We start from the raw sequence: 20,519 nt of genomic DNA, 5'->3' as shown, positions 1-20,519 counted from the left end.
TTTTTTATTTACAGCAGGAGGTTTGTTCTTCCAATAAATGCTTTAGCAGGCTGTCGAATGGTCATAAAGGATAGCCGGAAACAGAGACTCTTTAGTTGTTCATCTTCTCTTTTTTGTTTTTAATTATTGATTTAATTATTTATTTTTGTCAAAATTGCCATACAAAACGAAAAGGTTTTGAATGTAAAGTCTGTGTAAAATAGCGTTTCCGGCGTATAACAACTTGGTCTTATGCATATAGAAAGATTAGCAGGAACAGAGAGTCGTCTGTATCAATTGGTCGCTCCATTAGTTATGAAAACCAGTGTGTTGAGGCAAAATAATAATTACCCTTTTCGCACATCTGCTAATCACGTTTGGTTTGTTGCTTTGGAAGAGGAGAAGGTGCTGGGGTTTATTCCGGTTGAGGTGAAAGAGAAGGGTGCTGTTGTTAATAATTATTATGTGGTAGGGGATGATGGCTTTGTGTTGGCTTCTATACTGCAAGAGGTCATTAAAATTTATGGCATGGGATATAAGTTGCAGTCTGTTACTCACACTCGTCATATTCCTGTTTTTCAGGAAAATGATTTTGCTGTAATCAGAACATGGAAACTCTATGTGAAAATGGAATACCGAGGAAGAAGTCTTTGAATGTCTACGAACAGGCACAAATCCGTTTGGAAAAAATATTCAATACTTTTGACAATGTTTATGTTTCTTTTTCCGGGGGGAAAGATAGTGGTATGCTTTTGCATTTGTGTATCGATTATATCCGTAAGCATTGTCCTGGGCGGAAATTGGGGGTTTTTCACATGGATTATGAGGTACAGTATGGAGAAACGATTCGTTATGTCGACCAGGTGCTTGCTTCCAATTCGGATGTTCTGGAGGTATACCGGGTATGTGTTCCTTTTAAGGTATCTACCTGTACTTCGATGTTTGAAAGGTTCTGGAGACCTTGGGATGAAGAAAAAAAAGAGTGTTGGGTACGCAATATGCCTGACGGCTGTTATACCCGGAAAGATTTTTCTTTTTTTGGCCGGCGCATGTGGGATTATGAATTTCAATGGCGGTTTGCCCGTTGGTTGCATTTGCGGAAAAAGGCCAAGCGTACTTGCTGCCTTGTAGGAATACGGACCCAGGAAAGTCTTTGCCGTTGGCATTCGCTTCATCGTCAGGAATTGCATCGTTTCAGAGGATTAAAATGGATCAGGCAGATTGCTGTGGGAGTATATAATGCTTATCCTATTTATGACTGGAAGACAACGGATGTTTGGATAGCCAATGGTAAATTTTGTTGGCCTTATAATCCGATTTATGACCTTTACTATCGGGCGGGAGTACCTTTGGAGAAACAGAGGGTGGCCAGTCCTTTTATCTCGGAGGCTCAATCCAGCTTGAAGTTGTACAGGGCTATAGATCCTGAAATGTGGGGAAAGATGATAAATCGGATTAATGGGGTGAATTTTACGGCCATTTACGGAGGAACAACGGCTGTCGGGTGGCATAAAATGGTATTGCCTCCCGGTTTTACCTGGTATGGTTATTTACAATTCCTGCTGGGTACCTTGCCGGCGGAAACCCGGCTTAATTATCAGGAAAAACTGGATGTAAGTATTCGTTTCTGGCGGGAAAAGGGAGGTTGTTTGTCTGAGGCGACTATCGAAAAATTGAAAGAGGCCGGTGTTCAGTTTACCGTTGGGGAAAAAAGCAGTTATAAAACCAGTAAGAGACCGGTGAGGATGGAATACTTGGATGATATTCAGATTCCGGAGTTTCGTGAATTACCTACTTTCCGGCGTGTCTGTATTTGCATTTTAAAAAATGACCATACCTGTCGTTATATGGGATTTGCCCCTACTAAGAAAGAGAAAGCAAGAAGGGATATGATACTGGAGAAATACAGCTTTTTATTTTAATGTTATGAATGAGTATAAGAGTCCTGTTTATAAAGTGATAGCCGTACCTGTGGAAAAGGTGGTGGCCAATAATTATAATCCGAATGTGGTTGCACCTCCTGAGATGAAATTATTGGAGCTCTCGATATGGGAAGATGGTTATACTATGCCGTGTGTATGTTATTATATGGAGGACCAGGATTTGTATGAATTGGTGGACGGTTATCATCGCTATTGGGTCTTGAAGACTTCCAAACGTATTTTTGAGCGTGAAAAAGGATTGTTGCCGGTAACTGTTATTGAAAAGGATATTTCCAACCGGATGGCATCGACGATCCGGCATAACCGTGCCCGTGGCGTCCATAATATTGAGTTGATGAGTCATATCGTTTCGGAGTTGGTAAAGGCGGGAATGTCTGATCAGTGGATTAGAAAACACATCGGAATGGATAAAGATGAACTTTTACGTTTGAAGCAGATTTCCGGGTTGGCCGAGTTGTTTGCCGGACGTGATTTTAGCCTTTCGGATGAATAGGGATTTTGGGTATCAACCGGATAATATCGGAAATGAATCAGATAGAAAAGGAGTTTATCGAACAAATTAATCAGAAGCAGGCTGGTGTCTACCGGGACTTGTTCCGGATGTTTTATCGTTATCTGGTTCTGTATGCAATGAGGTATGTGCAGTTGCAGGAACCGGCAGAAGATATTGTTCAGGAGGTTTTTGTTGGTATATGGAAGGGAAACAGGGAGTATAATTCATTTTATGGTTTTCGGGCCTTTCTTTATGAATCGGTCAGAAATGGTTGTCTGAATTACCTGAAACATAAGAAACAGGAACAGCGTTATTGGGAGTATGTAAAAAGTATAGAGGGAGGAGGAGCGGCTGAAAATGAGAATTATGCGTTGATACGTGAAGAGGTTTACCGGCAGCTCTACCAGGTGATCGAGGAATTACCGGAGGGGTGTCGAAAAGTGTTTGAGCAGCACCTAGCCGGAAAAAAAAATGAAGAAATTGCTCAATTGTTCCAGATATCGGTCGGAACCGTGAAATCTCAAAAGAAAAAAGCCGTTCGTATACTTCGGGAACGGTTAGGAAACCTGTATTTATTAATGGTTTTGTAGAAAGTTTTATAAAATTTAAAAAAAATTATTCTTTCCGTACCCCTTTTTGAATTCTGTTTGTATTATATATACAAACAGAGAAAGTATGGAAAGTGATGAAATTATCCGGTTGATCCAATTGCGTCTGACGGGTGAATTAACGCCGGAGGAAAATAATGAACTGGAGTGTTGGGTTAGCGCGAGTGCCGTAAACCGGGATTTTTTGCATGCTGTTTTACAGGAAAAATTGCTTTCCCGGGAATATCCCCTTTACCATGGAATAGATGAAGAAAAGGCCATTCGGCGTTTTGAGGCGACTATTGGTAAGCATAAACGTAAATATATATCCTTTAAACATATTCTTCGGGCCGTTGCTGTTTTGGTATGGCCTCTGGTGATGGTTGTGGTGTGGCAATGGAAGGCGCCGCAACCGGAAAATTCTGTTACCGAAACGATAGTGCCGGGATCATCGAGGGCGGTATTGACATTGGCCGGAGGGGAGCAGGTGGAGTTGACGGGACAAACGGAGCAGGAAATCCTGGTTGCGCCGGAGATAGAAGTGAGGCAGAAGGCAGGAATGTTAGCCTACGATATGAAAGGAGGAGAGCGCACAGGAAGAGGGGGACAAAATGTTTTGGCAACAGGCCGGGGAGGAGAATATCGTCTGATATTGGCTGATGGAACGAGAGTATTTTTGAATGCGGCGACAATTCTTCGCTATCCGGTTGTCTTTGATGATGCGGTTCGCAGGGTGCAATTGGAAGGGGAGGCTTATTTTGAGGTGGCTAAAGATACGGGGCGTCCTTTTGTAGTTGAGACGCCTGGGATGGAAGTGAAGGTTTATGGAACCTCATTTAACATCAATACTTTACGTATAAATGAAATTCAGACGGTTTTAGTTGAAGGAAGCATTAGTATCTGTTCGGTTGCTGCTGGACGGGAATACCGGATGTGCCCCGGCCAGCTGGCACGTTGGGATAAAATCAGTAGTTCGGTGAAGTTACAAGAGGTGGATGTGTCGCTTTACACGGCCTGGAAGGAAGGTGTGTTCCGTTTCAGCCGGGAACGTCTGGAAGAAATCCTGGGTATATTGGCCAATTGGTATGATGTGAAGGTATTGTATCAGAATCAGGAAATTAAGGATTTGCATTTTTCCGGTTATATGGAGCGTTATGAGCGTATCGAAACCATTTTGAAGGCATTGGAGGAAGCTACCGGAGTACATTTCTCTGTCTGGGGAAAAACAATTACTGTATCTAAATAAAAAACGCAAGGTGTTGGAGCACCTTGCGCAGATAGATGTGCCTAAGCATATCATAATTTAAGTGTTATTAATAATTACAAATCTATGAAAAAAAATCGATCAGACCAGTGTTCGGTGTGTTGGCATTGGCAAAAGTTGTTGATGACGATGAAATTATTTGTAGTGTGCGTGTTGTTTTTTTCGTTGGGCTTGTCGGCCCGGACAATGGCGCAACAGGAACGGGTGACTCTGAATATGAAAAATGTGTCGTTTGAATCGCTTTTCAACGAAATTCAGCATCAAACAAAATTGTCTTTCCTTTTTAACCATGAATTGGTAGATCATTTAGGGAAAGTTTCTGTCAAAGCCAGCGAGGAGACTGTTGAAAAAGTGTTGAATTCGCTTTTTGATAAAACAGCTGTAACCTGGACTGTGCAGGGAAACATGATTGTAGTGAAGGAAAAAGCTGTGCAAACACCGCAACAGGCGGAAATGGTTAAAGTGTATGGAAAAGTATTGGATGAGAATGGAGTTCCATTGCCGGGAGCAACGATATTGCTAAAAGGTACAACTCTGGGTACATCGGCTGATGTGCATGGAATGTATAAGATGAATGTGCCGAAAGGGGAACATATTCTGGTATTTTCCATGATAGGAATGGGAAGTAAAGAAGTTGTTTTTCGGACGGGGCATGCTGTAGAAGCTGAAGTGAATGCAGTACTTACTCCTGTTGCCAGTGATATGGACGAAGTGGTTGTGACTGGTATCTTTAAAAAAGCGAAGGAGAGTTATACAGGAGCAGTGACTTCCGTGTCTAAAGAAGATTTGAAGATGTATAAGGGGCAAAATCTGCTGCAAACACTGAAAAACGTTGATGTGTCTATCAATATGGCCATGGACAACCTGAACGGAAGTAATCCGAATAATTTACCGCAAATCAATATCCGTGGTAATTCTTCTCTGCCGATGAGCGTAAAGGAATACAACCAGAGTGCCGACAATTCCGTGAATACTCCGTTGATTATTCTGGACGGTTTTGAAATTGCTTTGGAGCGTTTGATGGACTACAATGATGAGGAAATCGAATCCATCAACATTCTGAAAGATGCGGCAGCTACGGCTATTTACGGATCACGCGGCTCCAACGGCGTGATTGTAGTAGTGACGAAGCAGCCTGAAGTGGGTAAACTCCGGGTAAGTGCTGAGGTCGGAATGGACCTTGAAATACCGGACCTGACTTCTTACAATATGTTGAACGCTGCCGAGAAATTACAGTTGGAATGGGATTTGGGGTTATATAAGAGTGATTCTCCAAGTAATGATGTTTGGTTTAAGGAAGCTTATTCCAAGCGTTTGAGGGAAATTGCCGCCGGAACGGATACCGATTGGCTGGGCAAGCCTTTGCGGACAGGGGTAGGTTCTCATTATAACTTGCGTTTGGAAGGTGGTAGTGAAGAATTTCGCTGGAGTGCCACTGCCGGTTATAAAGATATCCGCGGAGCGATGAAGGATTCCCATAGAAAGGCGTTCAATGGTTCTTTGACGTTGATGTATAAGGTCAAAAATATTACTTTCAAGAATTATGCTTCTTATGGTGTGACCAAAAGCCAGGAAAGTAAGTATGGCAATTTCAGCGAGTACGTAAAACAACAGCCTTATAATGCACCCTATGATGAAAATGGCAAACTGATCCGGATGTTTGACGGTTTCCATGCTAATTATACAGGTTATCAGAATCCGCTGTATGATGCTACGCTGAATAGTTTCGATAAAGCGGACTACCGGACTTTGACCAACAATTTCTCGATTGAATGGCAACCTTTGACGGGTTTTATTGTTCGCGGACAAGTGGGAATCTCAGCCACTGACAATACGGCCGATAAATTTCTGCCTGCTGAGCATTCCAAATTTACGAATGATGAGTATTACCAATCGGGTGAAGGGTTCTTGCGGCGCGGTACTTACGATTATACTACCGGCAGGAGCAATACTTACAGCAGTAATGTTACCGTTTCATATTCCAGGACGTTTGCAGACAAGCATCAGGTATATGTAGGTGTAGACTATGCCTTAGAAGGAAAAAGCAGTTATGCTTATGACATTTCGGCGGAAGGTTTCACGGAAGAGAAAGTTAATTTTTTAGCGACAGCCCGGCAGTATGCCAAAGATGGAGGTCCTGCGGGAAGTCAGGCGAAATCCCGTCGTTTAGGACTTACAGGTAACGTGAATTACATTTACGATAACCGTTATTATGTGGATTTTTCAGCACGTGTGGACGGAAGTTCCACGTTCGGAAGCGAAAAGAAATATGCTCCGTTCTGGAGTGCCGGAATCGGTTGGAATTTGCATAATGAGCATTTCATGGAAGGATTTCTTGCCAATGTCCTCCGTTTGAAAGTTTCCTACGGACAAACCGGAATCCAGCAAGGATCCAATGGAGCCAATACGCTTTACAAATTTCTGACCGATAACTATTATATGAACTGGACCGGAGCAGAATTGCAGGGATTGGGCAATCCTTATCTGACCTGGCAGAAGACGGACGAATTTAACTTTGGTGTGGAATTCGGGCTTTGGAACAATCGATTCAAAGGAGAATTTAATGTTTACAGCAAGAAGACTAATAACCTGCTTTCTAACATGGATATGCCTCATTCAATGGGATTCTCGTCTTTCGTGGATAATGTCGGGGAGGTGAAGAACAATGGATGGGAAGCTTCCGCCAGTGTTTATGTGATGCGTGATGCAGAGCGGGACATCAACTGGATGGTCAGCGGACAATTGAGCTATAACAAAAATTATGTCTCTAAATTGTCGGAGGCCATAAAAAAACAGACTGAGTCTTATTTACAGGAAGATGTGGATGTGTCTAACCTTTTCTATGAAGGTCGTCCGCAGAACGGTATTTATGTGGTGCGTTCTTTGGGTATAGACCCCAGCAACGGAAAGGAAATCTATCTGGACAAAAATGGTAACCGTACCGACATCTGGAAAGCATCAGACAAAGTATATGTTGGGCAATCCGATCCGAGATACCGGGGTATTGCCAATACGATGTTTATGTGGAAAGGACTGACTTTTAATCTTTCAATGGGATTCCACTGGGGAGGTAAAGTATATAACCAGACCATCGTTGACCGGGTGGAAGTGGACCGAACTACACTGATGGCGCAGAATGTGGATGCACGGGCTTTGTATGAACGCTGGCAAAAACCCGGTGATGTGGTGGCATTCAAAGGATATAACGGGATAGAAACCCGGGCGACTTCCCGTTTTGTGATGAACGATAGGGTATTGGAATTGCAATCCGCCAGCATACAATGGAAATGGGACAATGATTGGGTAAGGAAAAACCTGCGTGCCACTTCCGTTACATTCGGTGTGAATATTTCTGATTTGTGGTATTGGTCCACCGTGAAGATGGAACGGGGTATCACTTATCCGTTTGCCCGTAATGTACAAGGAAGCATTAAATTCTTGTTTTGATAAACCGATTAAACTTGGAAGATATGAAGAAATATAGATTCATATTATTATATGTGATTTTGGGGTGTCTGTCCGTTTCGTGCAATGATTGGCTGGACGTGAATCCTGAAACGGAACAGAAAGAAAAAGAGCAATTCTCTTCTTACAGAGGATTCTGTACGGCCTTGACCGGATGTTACATGGCGATGGGAAATACGGATGCGTACGGACAAAAACTGACGATGAGCCATATCGAATCGTTGGCTGGTTTGTGGTATATCAAAGAAGAGTCCTACGGTGACCAATCGGCGGATTATTATTTAAAGGCACATGATTACGAGCAGGATGCGGCACGTAAAGCCATACAAGCCATTTACTCAAAACTGTTCAATATTATTGTACAGGCAAACAAAATCATTGCGAATGCGAAGACAAATGCAGGTGTATTTCCGGATGAGGCCACCCGGTCGGTGATTATGGGAGAGGCGTATGCCATCCGTGCCTATTGTCAGTTGGATGTGCTCCGCCTGTTCGGTGAGGTGCCTGGCGGAAACAGTGGAAAAGTCAGTCTGCCTTATTCTGAAGTCACGGCTTTCAACGACCAGAGTATGCGGTATGATTTCGACAGTTATACAGAAAAACTGCTGTCTGATTTGAAGCAAGCAGAAACTTTGCTGAAAGATAACGATCCTGTTTTCAGTCATACATTTGAGGAATTGAATAGTCCGGCTGACATAGAACTGGACGATACCTATATGGGATATCGCCAGTCCCGCTTGAATTATTGGGCGGTAAAGGCATTGCAGGCGCGGGCTTATCTTTACTTGGGACAGAAGGAGGAAGCATACATGACGGCAAAAGCGGTAATTGATGCTACTGATGCTGATGGGGAACCGGTGATGGAACTGACCGGCGATGAGGACCGCACGGCCGGTTATAATGCTTGTCCGAACGAATGTCTTTTCTACCTGAGCAAATATGACGTCAAGACGGTGGCCCAAATATTAATCGGGGGGGCTGATGTTGATGCCCGTGCCAATAATTTGTATACCACTTTGGATTGTTTGAATGAACTGTTTCCGAAAAACAAAGATTCAGATACCAGGTACACGACCGGATGGAACAAGAATCTGAAAAGTTATGGTCGTGCGGGATTTGCGGCCATTAAAAAGTATTGGTTTGCCGATGATGCCGAAGATTTGGCCTTGTATTATCAAATCATTCCGATGTTGCGTATGGCCGAAATGTATCTGATAGCTATAGAAACGACTACTGATGTGGAGGAGGCTAACAATTTGTATGCGGATTATCTGCTATACGGGTGTGGGGTGGCATTGGATGAGAATGCTTTTGATGTTCAGACTAAGCGGACAGACATTTTATTGCCGGAGTATCGTCGGGAATTCTTTGCCGAGGGACAAATGTTTTATGCCTACAAACGGACAGGTGCATCGGAAATGTTGTGGTGTGACGATGAAATCACCGATGAGGTATATGTGCTTTGGAATTGTGTAAACACGGAATTTAATCCTTAATCCATGAAACGTATTGTTATGAAACTTTCAAATTTATTATATGCAGGAGGATTGTTGTTACTGGCAACCGCTTGCGAAAAAGACCTCCCGAAATTTTCGGATGAAGAGTGTATGCTGACCTTTCATTATGGAGATGGCCTGACAACGGCTGGTGTGAAGGATGGAATGGGAAGCAGAAGCCATTCCTTTAAATTGAATTCTGCGGAAGGACAGATGAGAGATACTGTCTGGCTGAGGGTGAATACTATGGGTAAACTTTCTGCAGATAGCCGGCCGCTTGCTTTGATGCAGGTAGAGGATACGACGCAGGGGGTTGTCAATGCCGTTGCCGGCAAACACTACGTGGCTTTCGATGAGCCATCGCTGGCTGCATTGTACCAGGTCCCGGGCGATTCGGCGGCTGTGAAGGTGCCGGTAGTGGTACTTCGTGATGCATCGTTGGAAGCAGAGGGGGATGTTGTGTTGAAAATTACATTCAGGGACAATGGGTGGTTCAAGGCCGGCTATCCGGAGTTTGCAACCTACACGCTGACTATTTCTGATCGTCTCACGAAACCGGAAGCATGGGATAAGTTTTCTTTAAATTCTTATTTCGGTACTTACGGACCGCAGAAACATGAATTAATGATAAAATGGACGGAGAAATCCTGGGATGATGAATATATCAGTACTCTTTTTTATGAATATTTTCAGGGGTATTTCGCTCCGAAAGATGAAGCTTACATTGCTTACCTGGGCCAATGGTTTGCAGAGCGTTTAGAAGAGGAAAATGAGGAACGTCTGGCAAATCCGGAAATTGGAAAAGTCTGGGAAGAAGAAGACGGTCCGGTGGATTTTACTCCGGTGGCGAATGGTTATTAATCGACTTAAAATAGAACGGATATGAAAAAATATATATGGCTTTTATGTTTATGTCTGATGGCATGTTTGAGCGGTTGTTTCGATGACGACAGCACAGTAGCGACAGAGGCGAACCGGGCACATGAGATTAAGGTGGAAGGCTTGCCTCAGGACACTTCGGCAGTGGCTTTTAGCTCAGTATTGGAACTTACTCCAGTGGTGGAAGGATTTGCAGATGATGAATTGTTGTTTAACTGGTATATTTATGGCGGACAGTTCGGGCAAAAAGGTGAGTACCGGAAAAATAAAATCTGGGAAGGGAAAAAGCTGGCTTACCCTGTCGAACTGAAAATTGGTAAGTATTCGGTTATCTGTGAGGCTACACACAAGGAAACGGGCTATTTTGGTTTGGTAGAGTTTTCTTTGGACGTGACTTCTGCCTTCTCCAATGGTTTCTATGCTTTGAAAGAAACGGCAGATGGCAACACTGAGTTGGATTTTTACAACTATCAGGAGAAAATAACACGTAATGATTTGTTGACCGAAAATTATGGCGCGCCGCTGAATGGAAAGCCGCGTAACATGAATCCGGTGTATAAAAAAATTCATATGGATTCGGAGACGGCAACTTCTACGTATGCTACCGGCATGTTTTTAGCATATGGGAAAAATAATTTTGCTGTGTACAATACGGTAGATATGTCGCTGATGTTTGACCGTAGCAGTTTGTTTTATGCTACGATGGAAGAAGATGAAATTCCTTATGCTATGGCAACGACAGGAGAGTATAACCACTATTTTTCCAATAAAGGAATTTGTTATGAAAGTGTTGGCGGTGGTTTTTTTGCCAGTGAGTATGCTACGGGCAAATTGGTTACGCCCGAAGGTTGCGGAGGCAGTACTTTTGTCCAGGCTTTTAACGGAAGGGAATTGTCTTATTGGAGTGAAAGTGAACATTGTCTGATGTGTACAGACGGACGTGAAATCGAATATAGAGATGGTTATGCCGGAGTACGCGTTCCTTTTGAGAAGGCTGAGGCAGTTGCTACCGGCTGGAATTGGAATTCAGGGGATAATGCTGTCTGGTATCTGTTCGATGTGAAGGGGGACGGACGTTATTTGGTAATTCTGGAAAAGGAGACTATTTCCGAAGTCTGCCGGCTGGATGCCGAGAAACTTGCTTCGGCTGTTGTCATTGCCGGTAAGGGGTTGAGAGGAAGTTTTATTTATTCGGTGAAGGACAACCAATTGTATCGCTATAGTATGAAGGAAAAAGTGGAAACTGCTTTGTCGGTGGCTTCCCTGCCGGCCGGAACGGTTACTTATATGGCTAATCTTTTTTATGAAACAGCTTTTGACTATTTGGTGATAGGAGTTCAGAATGGAGGAAAATACACCGTAGCGATGTATGAAATGCAGGGGGGGCAGCCTTTCGGAGAACCGAAGCATACATTTGAAGGAACAGGAATTTTGAAAAAGTTATGCTATGCCATTCCCATGTCGGATTATTCTCCAATGTCCCCTAATTTATATGCCTTTTTGTATGATTGGGCCTCTCCGACTTTTCCTTATTAATGAAGTTAGTTTAAACGATTAAATTTACGATAAGATGAAAAGAATAGCTTTATTTATATTATTGACCGTAATGGCCTTTCCTTTGGCGGCACAGATTAATTTCCGCGAAGGTGGTTTCAGTAAAGCGTTAGAGGCAGCTAAAGCTGAAAATAAATTGGTGTTTATGGATTGTTACACCAGTTGGTGTGGTCCTTGCAAACTGATGGCCTCCAAAGAATTTGTGCAAGAGAAAGCGGGCAATTATTTCAATCCCCGTTTCGTATCGGTGAAAATAGACATGGAGAAAGGGGAAGGTGTGGAATTGCGGAAAAAATATGATGTGAATGCTTATCCCACCTTACTTGTGTTGAATGCACTGGGGGAGTTGTTGTGTCGTCATGCCGGTTATCTGAGTGTGGATGAATTGATAGACTTTGCGGAGAATGGCGTGAAGGGAGGGGGGCTGACAGATATGCACAAACGCTATGCGGCAGGAGAACGCTCTTTGGAGTTTATCCGCGACTACCTGTCGTTGCTGGACGATGCTGCCATGTCGGGAACCGTGCGTACTGTAGCCGATGATTTCTTGAAAGATAAGGCGGATGCCGTATTTGCAGATACGAATGTATACCAGATGTTCCGTACCTATGCTACTCCGGATTATGCTGTGTTCCGTCCGGTATATGCCCGTAAGTCGGAATTAGTGAAACGTTACGGCGAGAAAGCCGGCCTGCATTTGGAGAAAGTGTGGGAGGCGGGAGCAAAGAAGTTTCTCAAACGGGAGGCTAAGAGAATCGTAGGATATGATGCTGCCGGTCTGGAAGCCTATTATGCTTTCATGAAAGAATGCGGAGTGCCGGAGGCCGATGGCATTCGTGCAGCGGCTTTGGTGGACGGCGCTGCCGGAGCGAAGGAATGGTCATTGCTTTTGGAAGCTTTGGTTACTTATAGCCATTTTAGCCGTATGATAGAGGACCAGGTATATTATGCGTGTAATTCTTTATTTTACGGGCAGGGTGCACAGGGATGGAAAAATTCCGGGGAACGCAAAAAGTTCGCTGCTCTCCTGAAAGAACGCGTCAAAGCGCTGAAAGGTAAAAAAGATACTTCCGGCAGGACAATGACGGCGAATGGTAAAACAATGCCTATTATGGAATATTACTGTCAGTCGTATGAAGAGATGCTGGAGGAAGTGAAGTAATCCGAAGGTCATAAAAAAAGAACCGCCTGATGTAAGTCAGGCGGTTTCTTTATTTATGTCGTTTTAGAGTTTCGGACCTGCCGTAACCAATGCTTTACCTGCTGCGTTTCCTTCAAATTTTTTGAAGTTTTTAATGAAACGTTCTGACAAATCCTTTGCTTTGGTTTCCCATTCGCTGACATTTGCATAAGTGTCGCGAGGATCCAGAATATTCGGATCTACTCCCGGCAAAGTTGTTGGTACTACGAAATTGAAGTATGGAATAGTTTTGGTCGGAGCTTTATCAATGGAGCCGTCCAGGATGGCGTCAATGATACCACGGGTGTCTTTAATGGAAATCCGTTTGCCTGTACCATTCCAACCGGTGTTTACCAAGTATGCTTTGGCTCCTGATTTTTCCATCTTCTTCACCAGTTCTTCTGCATATTTGGTTGGATGCAGTGACAAGAAAGCAGCTCCGAAGCAAGCAGAAAATGTAGGAGTCGGTTCAGTGATACCACGTTCCGTTCCGGCTAATTTAGCAGTAAATCCGGACAGGAAATAATATTTTGTCTGTTCTGCATCCAGGATAGATACCGGAGGCAATACGCCAAAGGCATCAGCAGACAGGAAAATCACCTGTTTTGCAGCCGGTCCTTTGGATACCGGTTTTACGATATTTTCAATGTGATAAATAGGATAAGAAACACGGGTGTTTTCGGTTACTGATTTATCGTTGAAGTCAATTTTACCCTTTGCATCAACTGTTACGTTTTCGAGAAGGGCGTCACGTCTGATGGCATTGTAAATATCCGGTTCGCTATCTTTGTCCAGATTGATAACTTTGGCATAGCAACCGCCTTCATAGTTAAATACTCCTTCATCGTCCCAACCGTGTTCGTCATCCCCAATCAACAAGCGTTTCGGATCGGTGGATAAAGTAGTTTTGCCGGTCCCGGACAAGCCGAAGAAAATAGCGGTATTTTTTCCTTCCCGGTCTGTATTTGCTGAACAGTGCATGGAAGCAATACCGCGTAATGGGTTCAGGTAGTTCATGATAGAGAAGATACCTTTTTTCATTTCGCCGCCATACCATGTATTCAGAATCACCTGCTCTTTGGTTTTCAGGTTAAATACAGTAGCCGTTTCAGAATTTAATCCCAATTCTTTATAGTTATCCACTTTTGCTTTTGCGGCATTGAAAGAAACGAAATCCGGCTCTCCGTAATTTGCCAATTCTTCTTCAGTCGGACGGATAAACATATTTTTTACAAAGTGTGCCTGCCAGGCTACTTCCATGATAAAACGAACTTTCAGTCGAGTTCCTTCGTTAGCTCCGCAGAAAGTATCTACGACATACAATTTCTTGCCAGATAATTCTTTTACAGCTTTGGCTTTCAGGTCTGCCCAAGCTTCTTCGGAACATGGTTTGTTATCGTTTTTGTATTCTTCAGAAGTCCACCATACGCTGTCTGCACTGGCTTCGTTCTTTACAAAGAATTTATCTTTCGGAGAACGACCTGTATAAATACCGGTCATTACATTTACTGCGCCCAATTCTGTCACCTGACCTTTTTCATAGCCTGTTAAAGAAGAATCAGTTTCTGCTGTAAATAATTCGTCATAAGAAGGATTGTGAATAATTTCTTTGACGTTTGTAATGCCATACTTGCTTAAATCTAATTTCGACATAATGGTAATAATTTTATATTAGACGATTTTTATTAATACTTTTTTTCCGTAATTATTTTACAAATGTAAGAAAGATTTCTTATTTAAAATCTTTTCTGAAAGATTAAAACTTACGTTTAACATTTATTAAGTGTTGAAACGATAGCGTTCTGCCATTAATTGTACATATTTATCCGGGAAATTCCGGTTGACGACAGAAGTGAAAAATGTTTTTGTAATGTAAGGATCTTCTTTATAAAGAATAAGATGTCTTGCCAAGGCGGTAAGCATGGCTGTCTGTTGATAAGGAATTCCGGAATCCAGCCAAGGAATAGCAAACTGAATCAGGTCTTTTCGTTTGCAGAGGCATAGGGAACCTAAATAACCGGCGATTTCGAAACTAATACATTGGGTGATTAATTGCGTAATTTTTTCTTTATTTATATCCCAGGGCAACAGCAGACAAGCCATAATTTGTTCTTCTCTTTTTTGGGTATTCCACAGTAAAATGGCCAAAGATTCGTCCGGAGAATAGTTTTCAGCTAATTGCTTTAAAGAAACATAGCTTGCACCAATTTGACGGGAGGTGTCGGCGCCTATATTTTTCAGGCTGTCAATTGTACCTCCGCTTTGTAGACGGTGGATGCGTTGCCGGATTTCTTTAAAGCGGTTCTCCAGTTCTTTGTGTATGATTTTAAAATCGTCCATGATTTTTTGAAAAGAAGTGGTTTATCTATCCTGTTTTCTGTGTGTTTTGGCAAAATTAGCAAATGTTTTTGTTTTGATACTCTTTTTTTTTATCATTGTACTTTTGGAAAGTTTAATATTTAATAAAGTATGCGTATGATGAAATTGGTGTTATTGGGAGTTATTTGGGGATTGGTTATACCCTTGTTCGGACAAAAGGCAAATTACCGACAAGCTGAAAAGTTCAGAAAAGCAGCATGGGAGACAGGTTCCCTCAATGTACGACCACATTTTCTGGAGAATAGCGATAAGTTTTGGTATTCTTATAAGACTGAAGATGGGACCCGTTATTATTTGGTAGACCCTGCAAAGAAAACTCAGGATTTCCTTTTTGAAAATGAGTATATGGCGCAGGAATTGACAAAGATAACTTCAAAGCCTTATTCCATAAAATCTTTGCCCCTTAAGGATTTAGAGTTTAATAAAGATGGGAAAACCTTGAAATTTAAAGTGGATGAGTTTCATTATGAATATAATGTGAAGACCCGCTTGCTGGAGCAGAAGGATTCGGTAAAAAATAAAAAAGACGAAAATTATTGGGCTAAATATTCGCCGGACAGTACTTATATTGTATTTGCCAGGAAGCATAATCTTTACCTGATGAAGGCCAACGACAAGGATTCTGTGGAGATTCAGTTGACAGAAGATGGAGAGCCTTTCTATTCTTATGCATCCAACAGCAGGGATACCAGTAGTAAAAGGACCTGGGCAAGGGCTCACTGGTTGAAAGATTCTAAAAAGTTATATGTTGTGCGCTCCGATGAAAGAAAAGTAAAGGATTTGTGGGTGATTGATGTTTTGTCAAAGCGTCCGAGACTGGAGGAGTACCGCTATACGATGCCGGGGGATAAAGAAGTGGCCCAGCATGAATTACTGATTTTTGATGTGGTCTCCCGGGAGAAAATAAAAGTAAATACAGAAAAATGGCCGGATCAGTCATTGAGGATTCTTCATACGGGGAAATCTACGGACCGGCTTTTTTTCCAACGAAAAAAGCGTACTTGTGACGAATTGGAAATTTGTACGGCCGATCTGGAAACCGGGGAGGTGACGGTGTTGATTCAGGAAAAGTCGAAACCTTATTTTAATGACCAGCTTTATCATTTTTCTGTATTGGAAGAGGGTAAAGATCTGATATGGTGGTCAGAAAGGACTGGTTGGGGACATTTTTACCATTATGATGGAAAGGGGACTTTGAAGAATGCCATTACTTCCGGGGAATGGGTTGCCGGTAAGATGTTGCGTGTAGATACGGTTGGCCGTACTATTTATTTTGAAGGGTATGGACGTGAAAAGGGCCGGAATCCCTATTACTCTTGTGTTTATAAAGCAAGTTTGGATAGAGAAGGTGTGAGTTTGTTAACGCCAGAGGATGCCAATCATAGTGTAACGGTTTCGAAATCAGGGAAGTATCTGGTGGATAATTATTCCCGGGTGGATTTAGAACCGCGTTCTGTATTACGCGATAATAAGGGAAAAGTGATTCTGGAACTGGCTCGTCCTGACCTGCGGCGTTTGTATGAGATGGGTTGGAAAATGCCGGAGCGCTTTACGGTCAAAGCCAAAGATGGAGTGACCGATTTGTATGGGGTGATGTGGAAACCGGTAGATTTCGATTCTACGAAGACTTATCCTGTGATATCTTATGTATATCCCGGACCTCAAACGGAAGCTGTACCTTTTGATTTTTCCGTTTCAGGGGTTTATAACTGTGCTTTGGCTCAGGTAGGTTTTATTGTGGTGAATTTTGGACACAGGGGAGGAAGTCCCCAACGGGAAAAATGGTATCATACTTACGGATACAATAATTTGAGGGATTATGCTTTGGCGGATGATAAGTATGGAATAGAACAATTGGCAGACCGTTATCCTTTTATAGATTTGAAGAAAGTCGGTATCTTCGGGCATTCAGGAGGTGGATTTATGTCTACGGCTGCCCTTTGTATGTATCCTGATTTTTATACAGCCGCAGTATCTTCTTCTGGTAACCATGATAACAATATATACAATCAGTGGTGGGGCGAAACCCATCATGGGGTGAAAGAAATAAAAAAGACGGTGAAAGATACCGTGAAGGGAGACCGTGAAGAAATTTCCTTTGAGAGTAAGATTGCTACTAATTCGCAACTGGCATCGAATTTTAAAGGGTATTTATTGTTGGTGACCGGCGATATAGATAATAATGTTCATCCCGGAAATACTTTGCGTATGGCGAATGCTTTGATACAGGCGGGAAAGAATTTCGACCTGATCATGTTGCCCGGGCAAAGACATGGATATGGTGGCAGAGCCAATGATTTTTACCAATACAGAATGTGGTTCCATTTTGCAAAATATTTGCTGGGTGATGCCAGCGCCGACTATTTTTATGAAATAGATGGATTTGAAAAAAGGCATTAATCACCATGTCGCGGATGCAATTGTGTTTTCTTTCAGTACACCTGTGGGAAAATATGATTGTATCCGGATGTGAATTGTCTGAAACGGTTTCTTGGGAATGGGATAAGAATTGTAACAAAAACGTTTTAGCTTCGTTTATAGCCATACATAAATGTTTAAATTAAAGTATTTTGTTATGGCTGCAAATATTGGATTAAATGAAGGTCAGGTAAAAGCGAGTAAAAACGTTTTGAATAATTTGTTGGCGGACCATTTTGTATTGTTGGCAAAAACCTGGAATTATCATTGGAATGTAAAAGGGGTTAGCTTCCATTCCTACCATGTGTTCATGGAGGATTTATACAATGGTTTGATTGAGGATATTGATTCCATTGCTGAGCGAATCCGTTCTTTGGATGAGCGTCCTGTCGGTTCTCTTGCAGGTTATCTGGAACATAACCGTATTAAGGAGCATTGTGATTCGGAGCCACTGCCGAATGCTAAAGAAATGCTGGCCATTTTGAGTGAAGATAACGATACTCTGATTCGGGAAATCCGAAAAGATATTGAACAATTGGAAAAAGAGGAAGAGACGGATGATGCAGGAACAACCAATTTTCTGGAAGACATGATTGAGAAAAAAGAAAAAATAGCCTGGATGATCCGGGCTTATCTGGAAAAATAAACAGGAAATAAAATGAAGTTGTCCGGAAAATCTTTTGGGGACTATCTTATCACCTTATGCAGGGGGTAGGCCAAAAGATTTTCCGGACATTTTTATTGTTTTATAGACAGTTCTTTTTGTGTAACAAAACAATGTTCTCCACATGATGGGTGTGGGGAAACATATCAACCGGTTGTACGGTTTTTACTTCATAGGCTTCTGACATAAGCTGGAGATCCCGGGCCTGGGTGGCTGAATTACAACTAACGTAGACAATCCGGTGCGGAGCGGCGTTCAGGATCGTTTGAATGACATCGGGATGCATGCCTGCCCGTGGCGGGTCGGTGATGATCACATCAGGGTGACCGTGTTGACTGATAAAACCGGCATTCAGGACCTCTTTCATGTCTCCGGCATAAAATGCGGTATTATGAATACTGTTGATTTCTGAATTGACTTTTGCATCCTCAATGGCTTCAGGTACATATTCTATTCCGATGACTTTTCGGGCCTTCCGGGCTATGAAATTAGCGATAGTGCCAGTGCCAGTGTACAAATCATAGACTGTTTCCTCACCTGTCAGGGCTGCAAGTTCACGGGTTTTGCTGTAAAGGTGGTAGGCTTGTTCTGAGTTAGTCTGGTAAAAGGATTTTGGACCTATTTTGAATTTCAGGCCCTCCATTTCTTCAAAAATATAATCCTGTCCGTAATAACAGAGAATCTGTTGGTCTGTCAGATTATCATTCAGTTTTTCGTTGATGACATACAGGAGGGAAGTGATTTGCGGAAAATTATTTTTCAGTGCTTCGAGCAAGGCCTCCCGGGCTGTAGGCTCTTCTTGTCCGAAAGCCAGAATAACCATAATTTCTCCCGTGGAAGCAGTTCGGATAATCAGGGTTCGTAAAAATCCGTGTTGTTCCCGGATATTGTAAAAACGGAGTCCGTGTTCTACTCCATATTGTCTGATAAAATTTCTGATTTCGTTGGAAAGAGAACCCTGCAGGCAACAATGAGTAATGTCTACTACCTTGTCAAATAACCCGGGTACATGAAATCCCAGGGCGGGAGTCCGCTCTAAATTTGTTTCCTGCCTGATTTCTTCCCGGGTTAGAAATCGTTTATCAGAAAAAGTGAACTCTAATTTGTTCCGGTAATAGAATTGCTGGGCAGAACCAATAATCGGACGGATGTCTTGTGGGGTGACTTTACCGATTCGTTGCAGATTGTCGGCGATTTCCTGTTGTTTGAATTCCAGTTGTTTTTCGTAAGGCAGATTTTGCCATTTACATCCTCCGCAGACTCCGAAATGAGCACAGACGGGGGAAATGCGTAAATCCGATTCCTGGTGCATGTGGGTAACATATCCTTCCAGAAAACTTTTTCGTTTTCGGGTTACCTGAACATCAACAATGTCGCCTGGAACGGTGTTGGGGACAAACAGGACTTTGTCATCAACATAAGCGATTGATTTTCCTTCTGCAGCAATTTTACTGATTTTGACTTTTTCCAGTAAAGGTTTTTTTCCTCTTCCCACTGTTTTTATTCTTTTAGGTTTAGCACTTTCCCAATAATATTTTTTGCAATTCTTTTACACCTTCTGAGGCTTCTTTTTCAATGAGGTAGAAACCCCGGTGACGGGCTTCTGCCGGAATGCAGGGATCTATGACAAATACCGGGATGCCTTCGGGTGCATAATGTAATAAGCTGGCAGCCGGATAAACGGCTAATGAGGTTCCGATAATGACGAAAAGGTCGGCTTGGCGGAGGACTTCGATTGCCGGTTCCATATTAGGTACTGCTTCTCCGAAAAATACGACATGAGGACGAAGCGGGGAACCATCCTCGCAAAGAGTCCCCGGCTTCAATTCCCAACCTTCGAGGTCATAAATCAACTCCGGATTTTTACTGCTTCGCACTTTTTTTAATTCTCCGTGCAAATGAAGAACCTGCCGGCTACCGGCCCGTTCGTGCAGGTCATCAATATTCTGGGTAATGATTTTTACATCAAAATATTTTTCCAATGCCGCCAGGCCTTTATGTCCTGTATTCGGTTGGGCTTCGTAAAGTTGCTTCCGCCTTTCATTGTAAAAGTGATTGACGGCAGCCGGGTTGCGGGCTAAGGCTTCAGGGGTACATACATCTTCGATGCGGTAGTTTTCCCACATACCATCGCTGTCCCGGAAAGTTTTGATACCGCTTTCAGCGCTCATGCCTGCTCCTGTCAGAACAACCAGTTTCATTGTTGATATTTTGATAA

16 protein-coding genes are annotated in these 20,519 nt (G+C 42.7%); 12 read left to right on the top strand and 4 right to left on the bottom strand.

Features of this window, described 5'->3' with window-relative positions; all coding sequences use genetic code 11:
* Positions 1-231: 231 nt before the first annotated feature.
* From D1136_RS01960 to D1136_RS01915, 10 genes are all read left to right on the top strand, one after another.
* Positions 232-633, top strand: coding sequence for a hypothetical protein (locus D1136_RS01960; RefSeq protein WP_161875952.1), 402 nt, complete (start codon positions 232-234; stop codon positions 631-633).
* Entirely contained in the window at positions 588-1,901 is a 1,314-nt protein-coding gene (locus D1136_RS01955) for a DUF3440 domain-containing protein (RefSeq protein ID WP_161875951.1), read from the top strand. The genes D1136_RS01960 and D1136_RS01955 overlap by 46 nt, the downstream gene beginning before the upstream one ends.
* A gap of 4 nt (positions 1,902-1,905) precedes the next feature.
* Positions 1,906-2,415: a ParB/RepB/Spo0J family partition protein gene (locus D1136_RS01950; protein ID WP_161875950.1), complete on the top strand. Its 510-nt coding sequence runs from the start codon at positions 1,906-1,908 to the stop codon at positions 2,413-2,415.
* Positions 2,416-2,447: 32 nt separating this feature from the next.
* Positions 2,448-3,005: an RNA polymerase sigma-70 factor gene (locus D1136_RS01945; protein WP_161875949.1), complete on the top strand. Its 558-nt coding sequence runs from the start codon at positions 2,448-2,450 to the stop codon at positions 3,003-3,005.
* A gap of 85 nt (positions 3,006-3,090) precedes the next feature.
* Positions 3,091-4,248, top strand: coding sequence for a FecR family protein (locus tag D1136_RS01940; protein ID WP_161875948.1), 1,158 nt, complete (start codon positions 3,091-3,093; stop codon positions 4,246-4,248).
* An 84-nt stretch (positions 4,249-4,332) separates the two neighbouring features.
* A complete protein-coding gene (locus D1136_RS01935) occupies positions 4,333-7,713 on the top strand; it encodes a SusC/RagA family TonB-linked outer membrane protein (protein ID WP_161875947.1) in 3,381 nt (1,126 codons plus the stop codon).
* Positions 7,714-7,736: 23 nt separating this feature from the next.
* Positions 7,737-9,227 carry a RagB/SusD family nutrient uptake outer membrane protein gene (locus tag D1136_RS01930; RefSeq protein ID WP_161875946.1) on the top strand — a complete coding sequence of 497 codons (1,491 nt, stop codon included), beginning with the start codon at positions 7,737-7,739 and terminating at the stop codon, positions 9,225-9,227.
* 3 nt (positions 9,228-9,230) lie between these two features.
* Positions 9,231-10,088 carry a DUF4843 domain-containing protein gene (locus tag D1136_RS01925; RefSeq protein WP_161875945.1) on the top strand — a complete coding sequence of 286 codons (858 nt, stop codon included), beginning with the start codon at positions 9,231-9,233 and terminating at the stop codon, positions 10,086-10,088.
* Positions 10,089-10,109: 21 nt separating this feature from the next.
* Entirely contained in the window at positions 10,110-11,642 is a 1,533-nt protein-coding gene (locus D1136_RS01920) for a PKD-like family lipoprotein (protein ID WP_161875944.1), read from the top strand.
* Between the two features lie 34 nt (positions 11,643-11,676).
* Entirely contained in the window at positions 11,677-12,822 is a 1,146-nt protein-coding gene (locus D1136_RS01915; RefSeq protein WP_161875943.1) for a thioredoxin family protein, read from the top strand.
* Between the two features lie 63 nt (positions 12,823-12,885).
* On the opposite strand, the gene pckA is transcribed toward D1136_RS01915, so the two are convergent.
* Both pckA and D1136_RS01905 read right to left on the bottom strand, forming a co-directional pair.
* The gene (gene pckA / locus D1136_RS01910) at positions 12,886-14,493 is read right to left on the bottom strand and encodes a phosphoenolpyruvate carboxykinase (ATP) (RefSeq protein WP_161875942.1); all 1,608 of its coding nucleotides are present in this window, start codon (positions 14,491-14,493) and stop codon (positions 12,886-12,888) included.
* Positions 14,494-14,619: 126 nt separating this feature from the next.
* Positions 14,620-15,180 (bottom strand): hypothetical protein, encoded by a 561-nt coding sequence (locus tag D1136_RS01905; RefSeq protein ID WP_161875941.1) that lies wholly within the window; start codon positions 15,178-15,180, stop codon positions 14,620-14,622.
* A gap of 135 nt (positions 15,181-15,315) precedes the next feature.
* On the opposite strand from D1136_RS01905, the gene D1136_RS01900 reads away from it, so the two are divergent.
* Positions 15,316-17,619 (top strand): DPP IV N-terminal domain-containing protein, encoded by a 2,304-nt coding sequence (locus D1136_RS01900; protein WP_370461306.1) that lies wholly within the window; start codon positions 15,316-15,318, stop codon positions 17,617-17,619.
* A 175-nt stretch (positions 17,620-17,794) separates the two neighbouring features.
* Entirely contained in the window at positions 17,795-18,283 is a 489-nt protein-coding gene (locus tag D1136_RS01895; RefSeq protein ID WP_161875939.1) for a Dps family protein, read from the top strand.
* A gap of 100 nt (positions 18,284-18,383) precedes the next feature.
* Here D1136_RS01895 and rlmD read toward each other — a convergent pair whose 3' ends face one another.
* Together rlmD and D1136_RS01885 are read right to left on the bottom strand one after the other, a co-directional pair.
* On the bottom strand, positions 18,384-19,796 hold the full coding sequence (gene rlmD, locus D1136_RS01890; RefSeq protein WP_161875938.1) for a 23S rRNA (uracil(1939)-C(5))-methyltransferase RlmD: 1,413 nt from the start codon (positions 19,794-19,796) through the stop codon (positions 18,384-18,386).
* A 19-nt stretch (positions 19,797-19,815) separates the two neighbouring features.
* Positions 19,816-20,502, bottom strand: a complete 687-nt coding sequence (locus D1136_RS01885; RefSeq protein ID WP_161875937.1) for an NAD-dependent deacylase — start codon at positions 20,500-20,502, stop codon at positions 19,816-19,818.
* Positions 20,503-20,519: the final 17 nt, after the last annotated feature.

Source organism: Odoribacter sp. Z80, from assembly GCF_009935865.1.
Classification (GTDB): Bacteria; Bacteroidota; Bacteroidia; order Bacteroidales; family Marinifilaceae; genus Odoribacter.
Note: the sequence above shows the minus strand (reverse complement) of the source record. Positions and strands in the feature narration are given on the sequence as shown.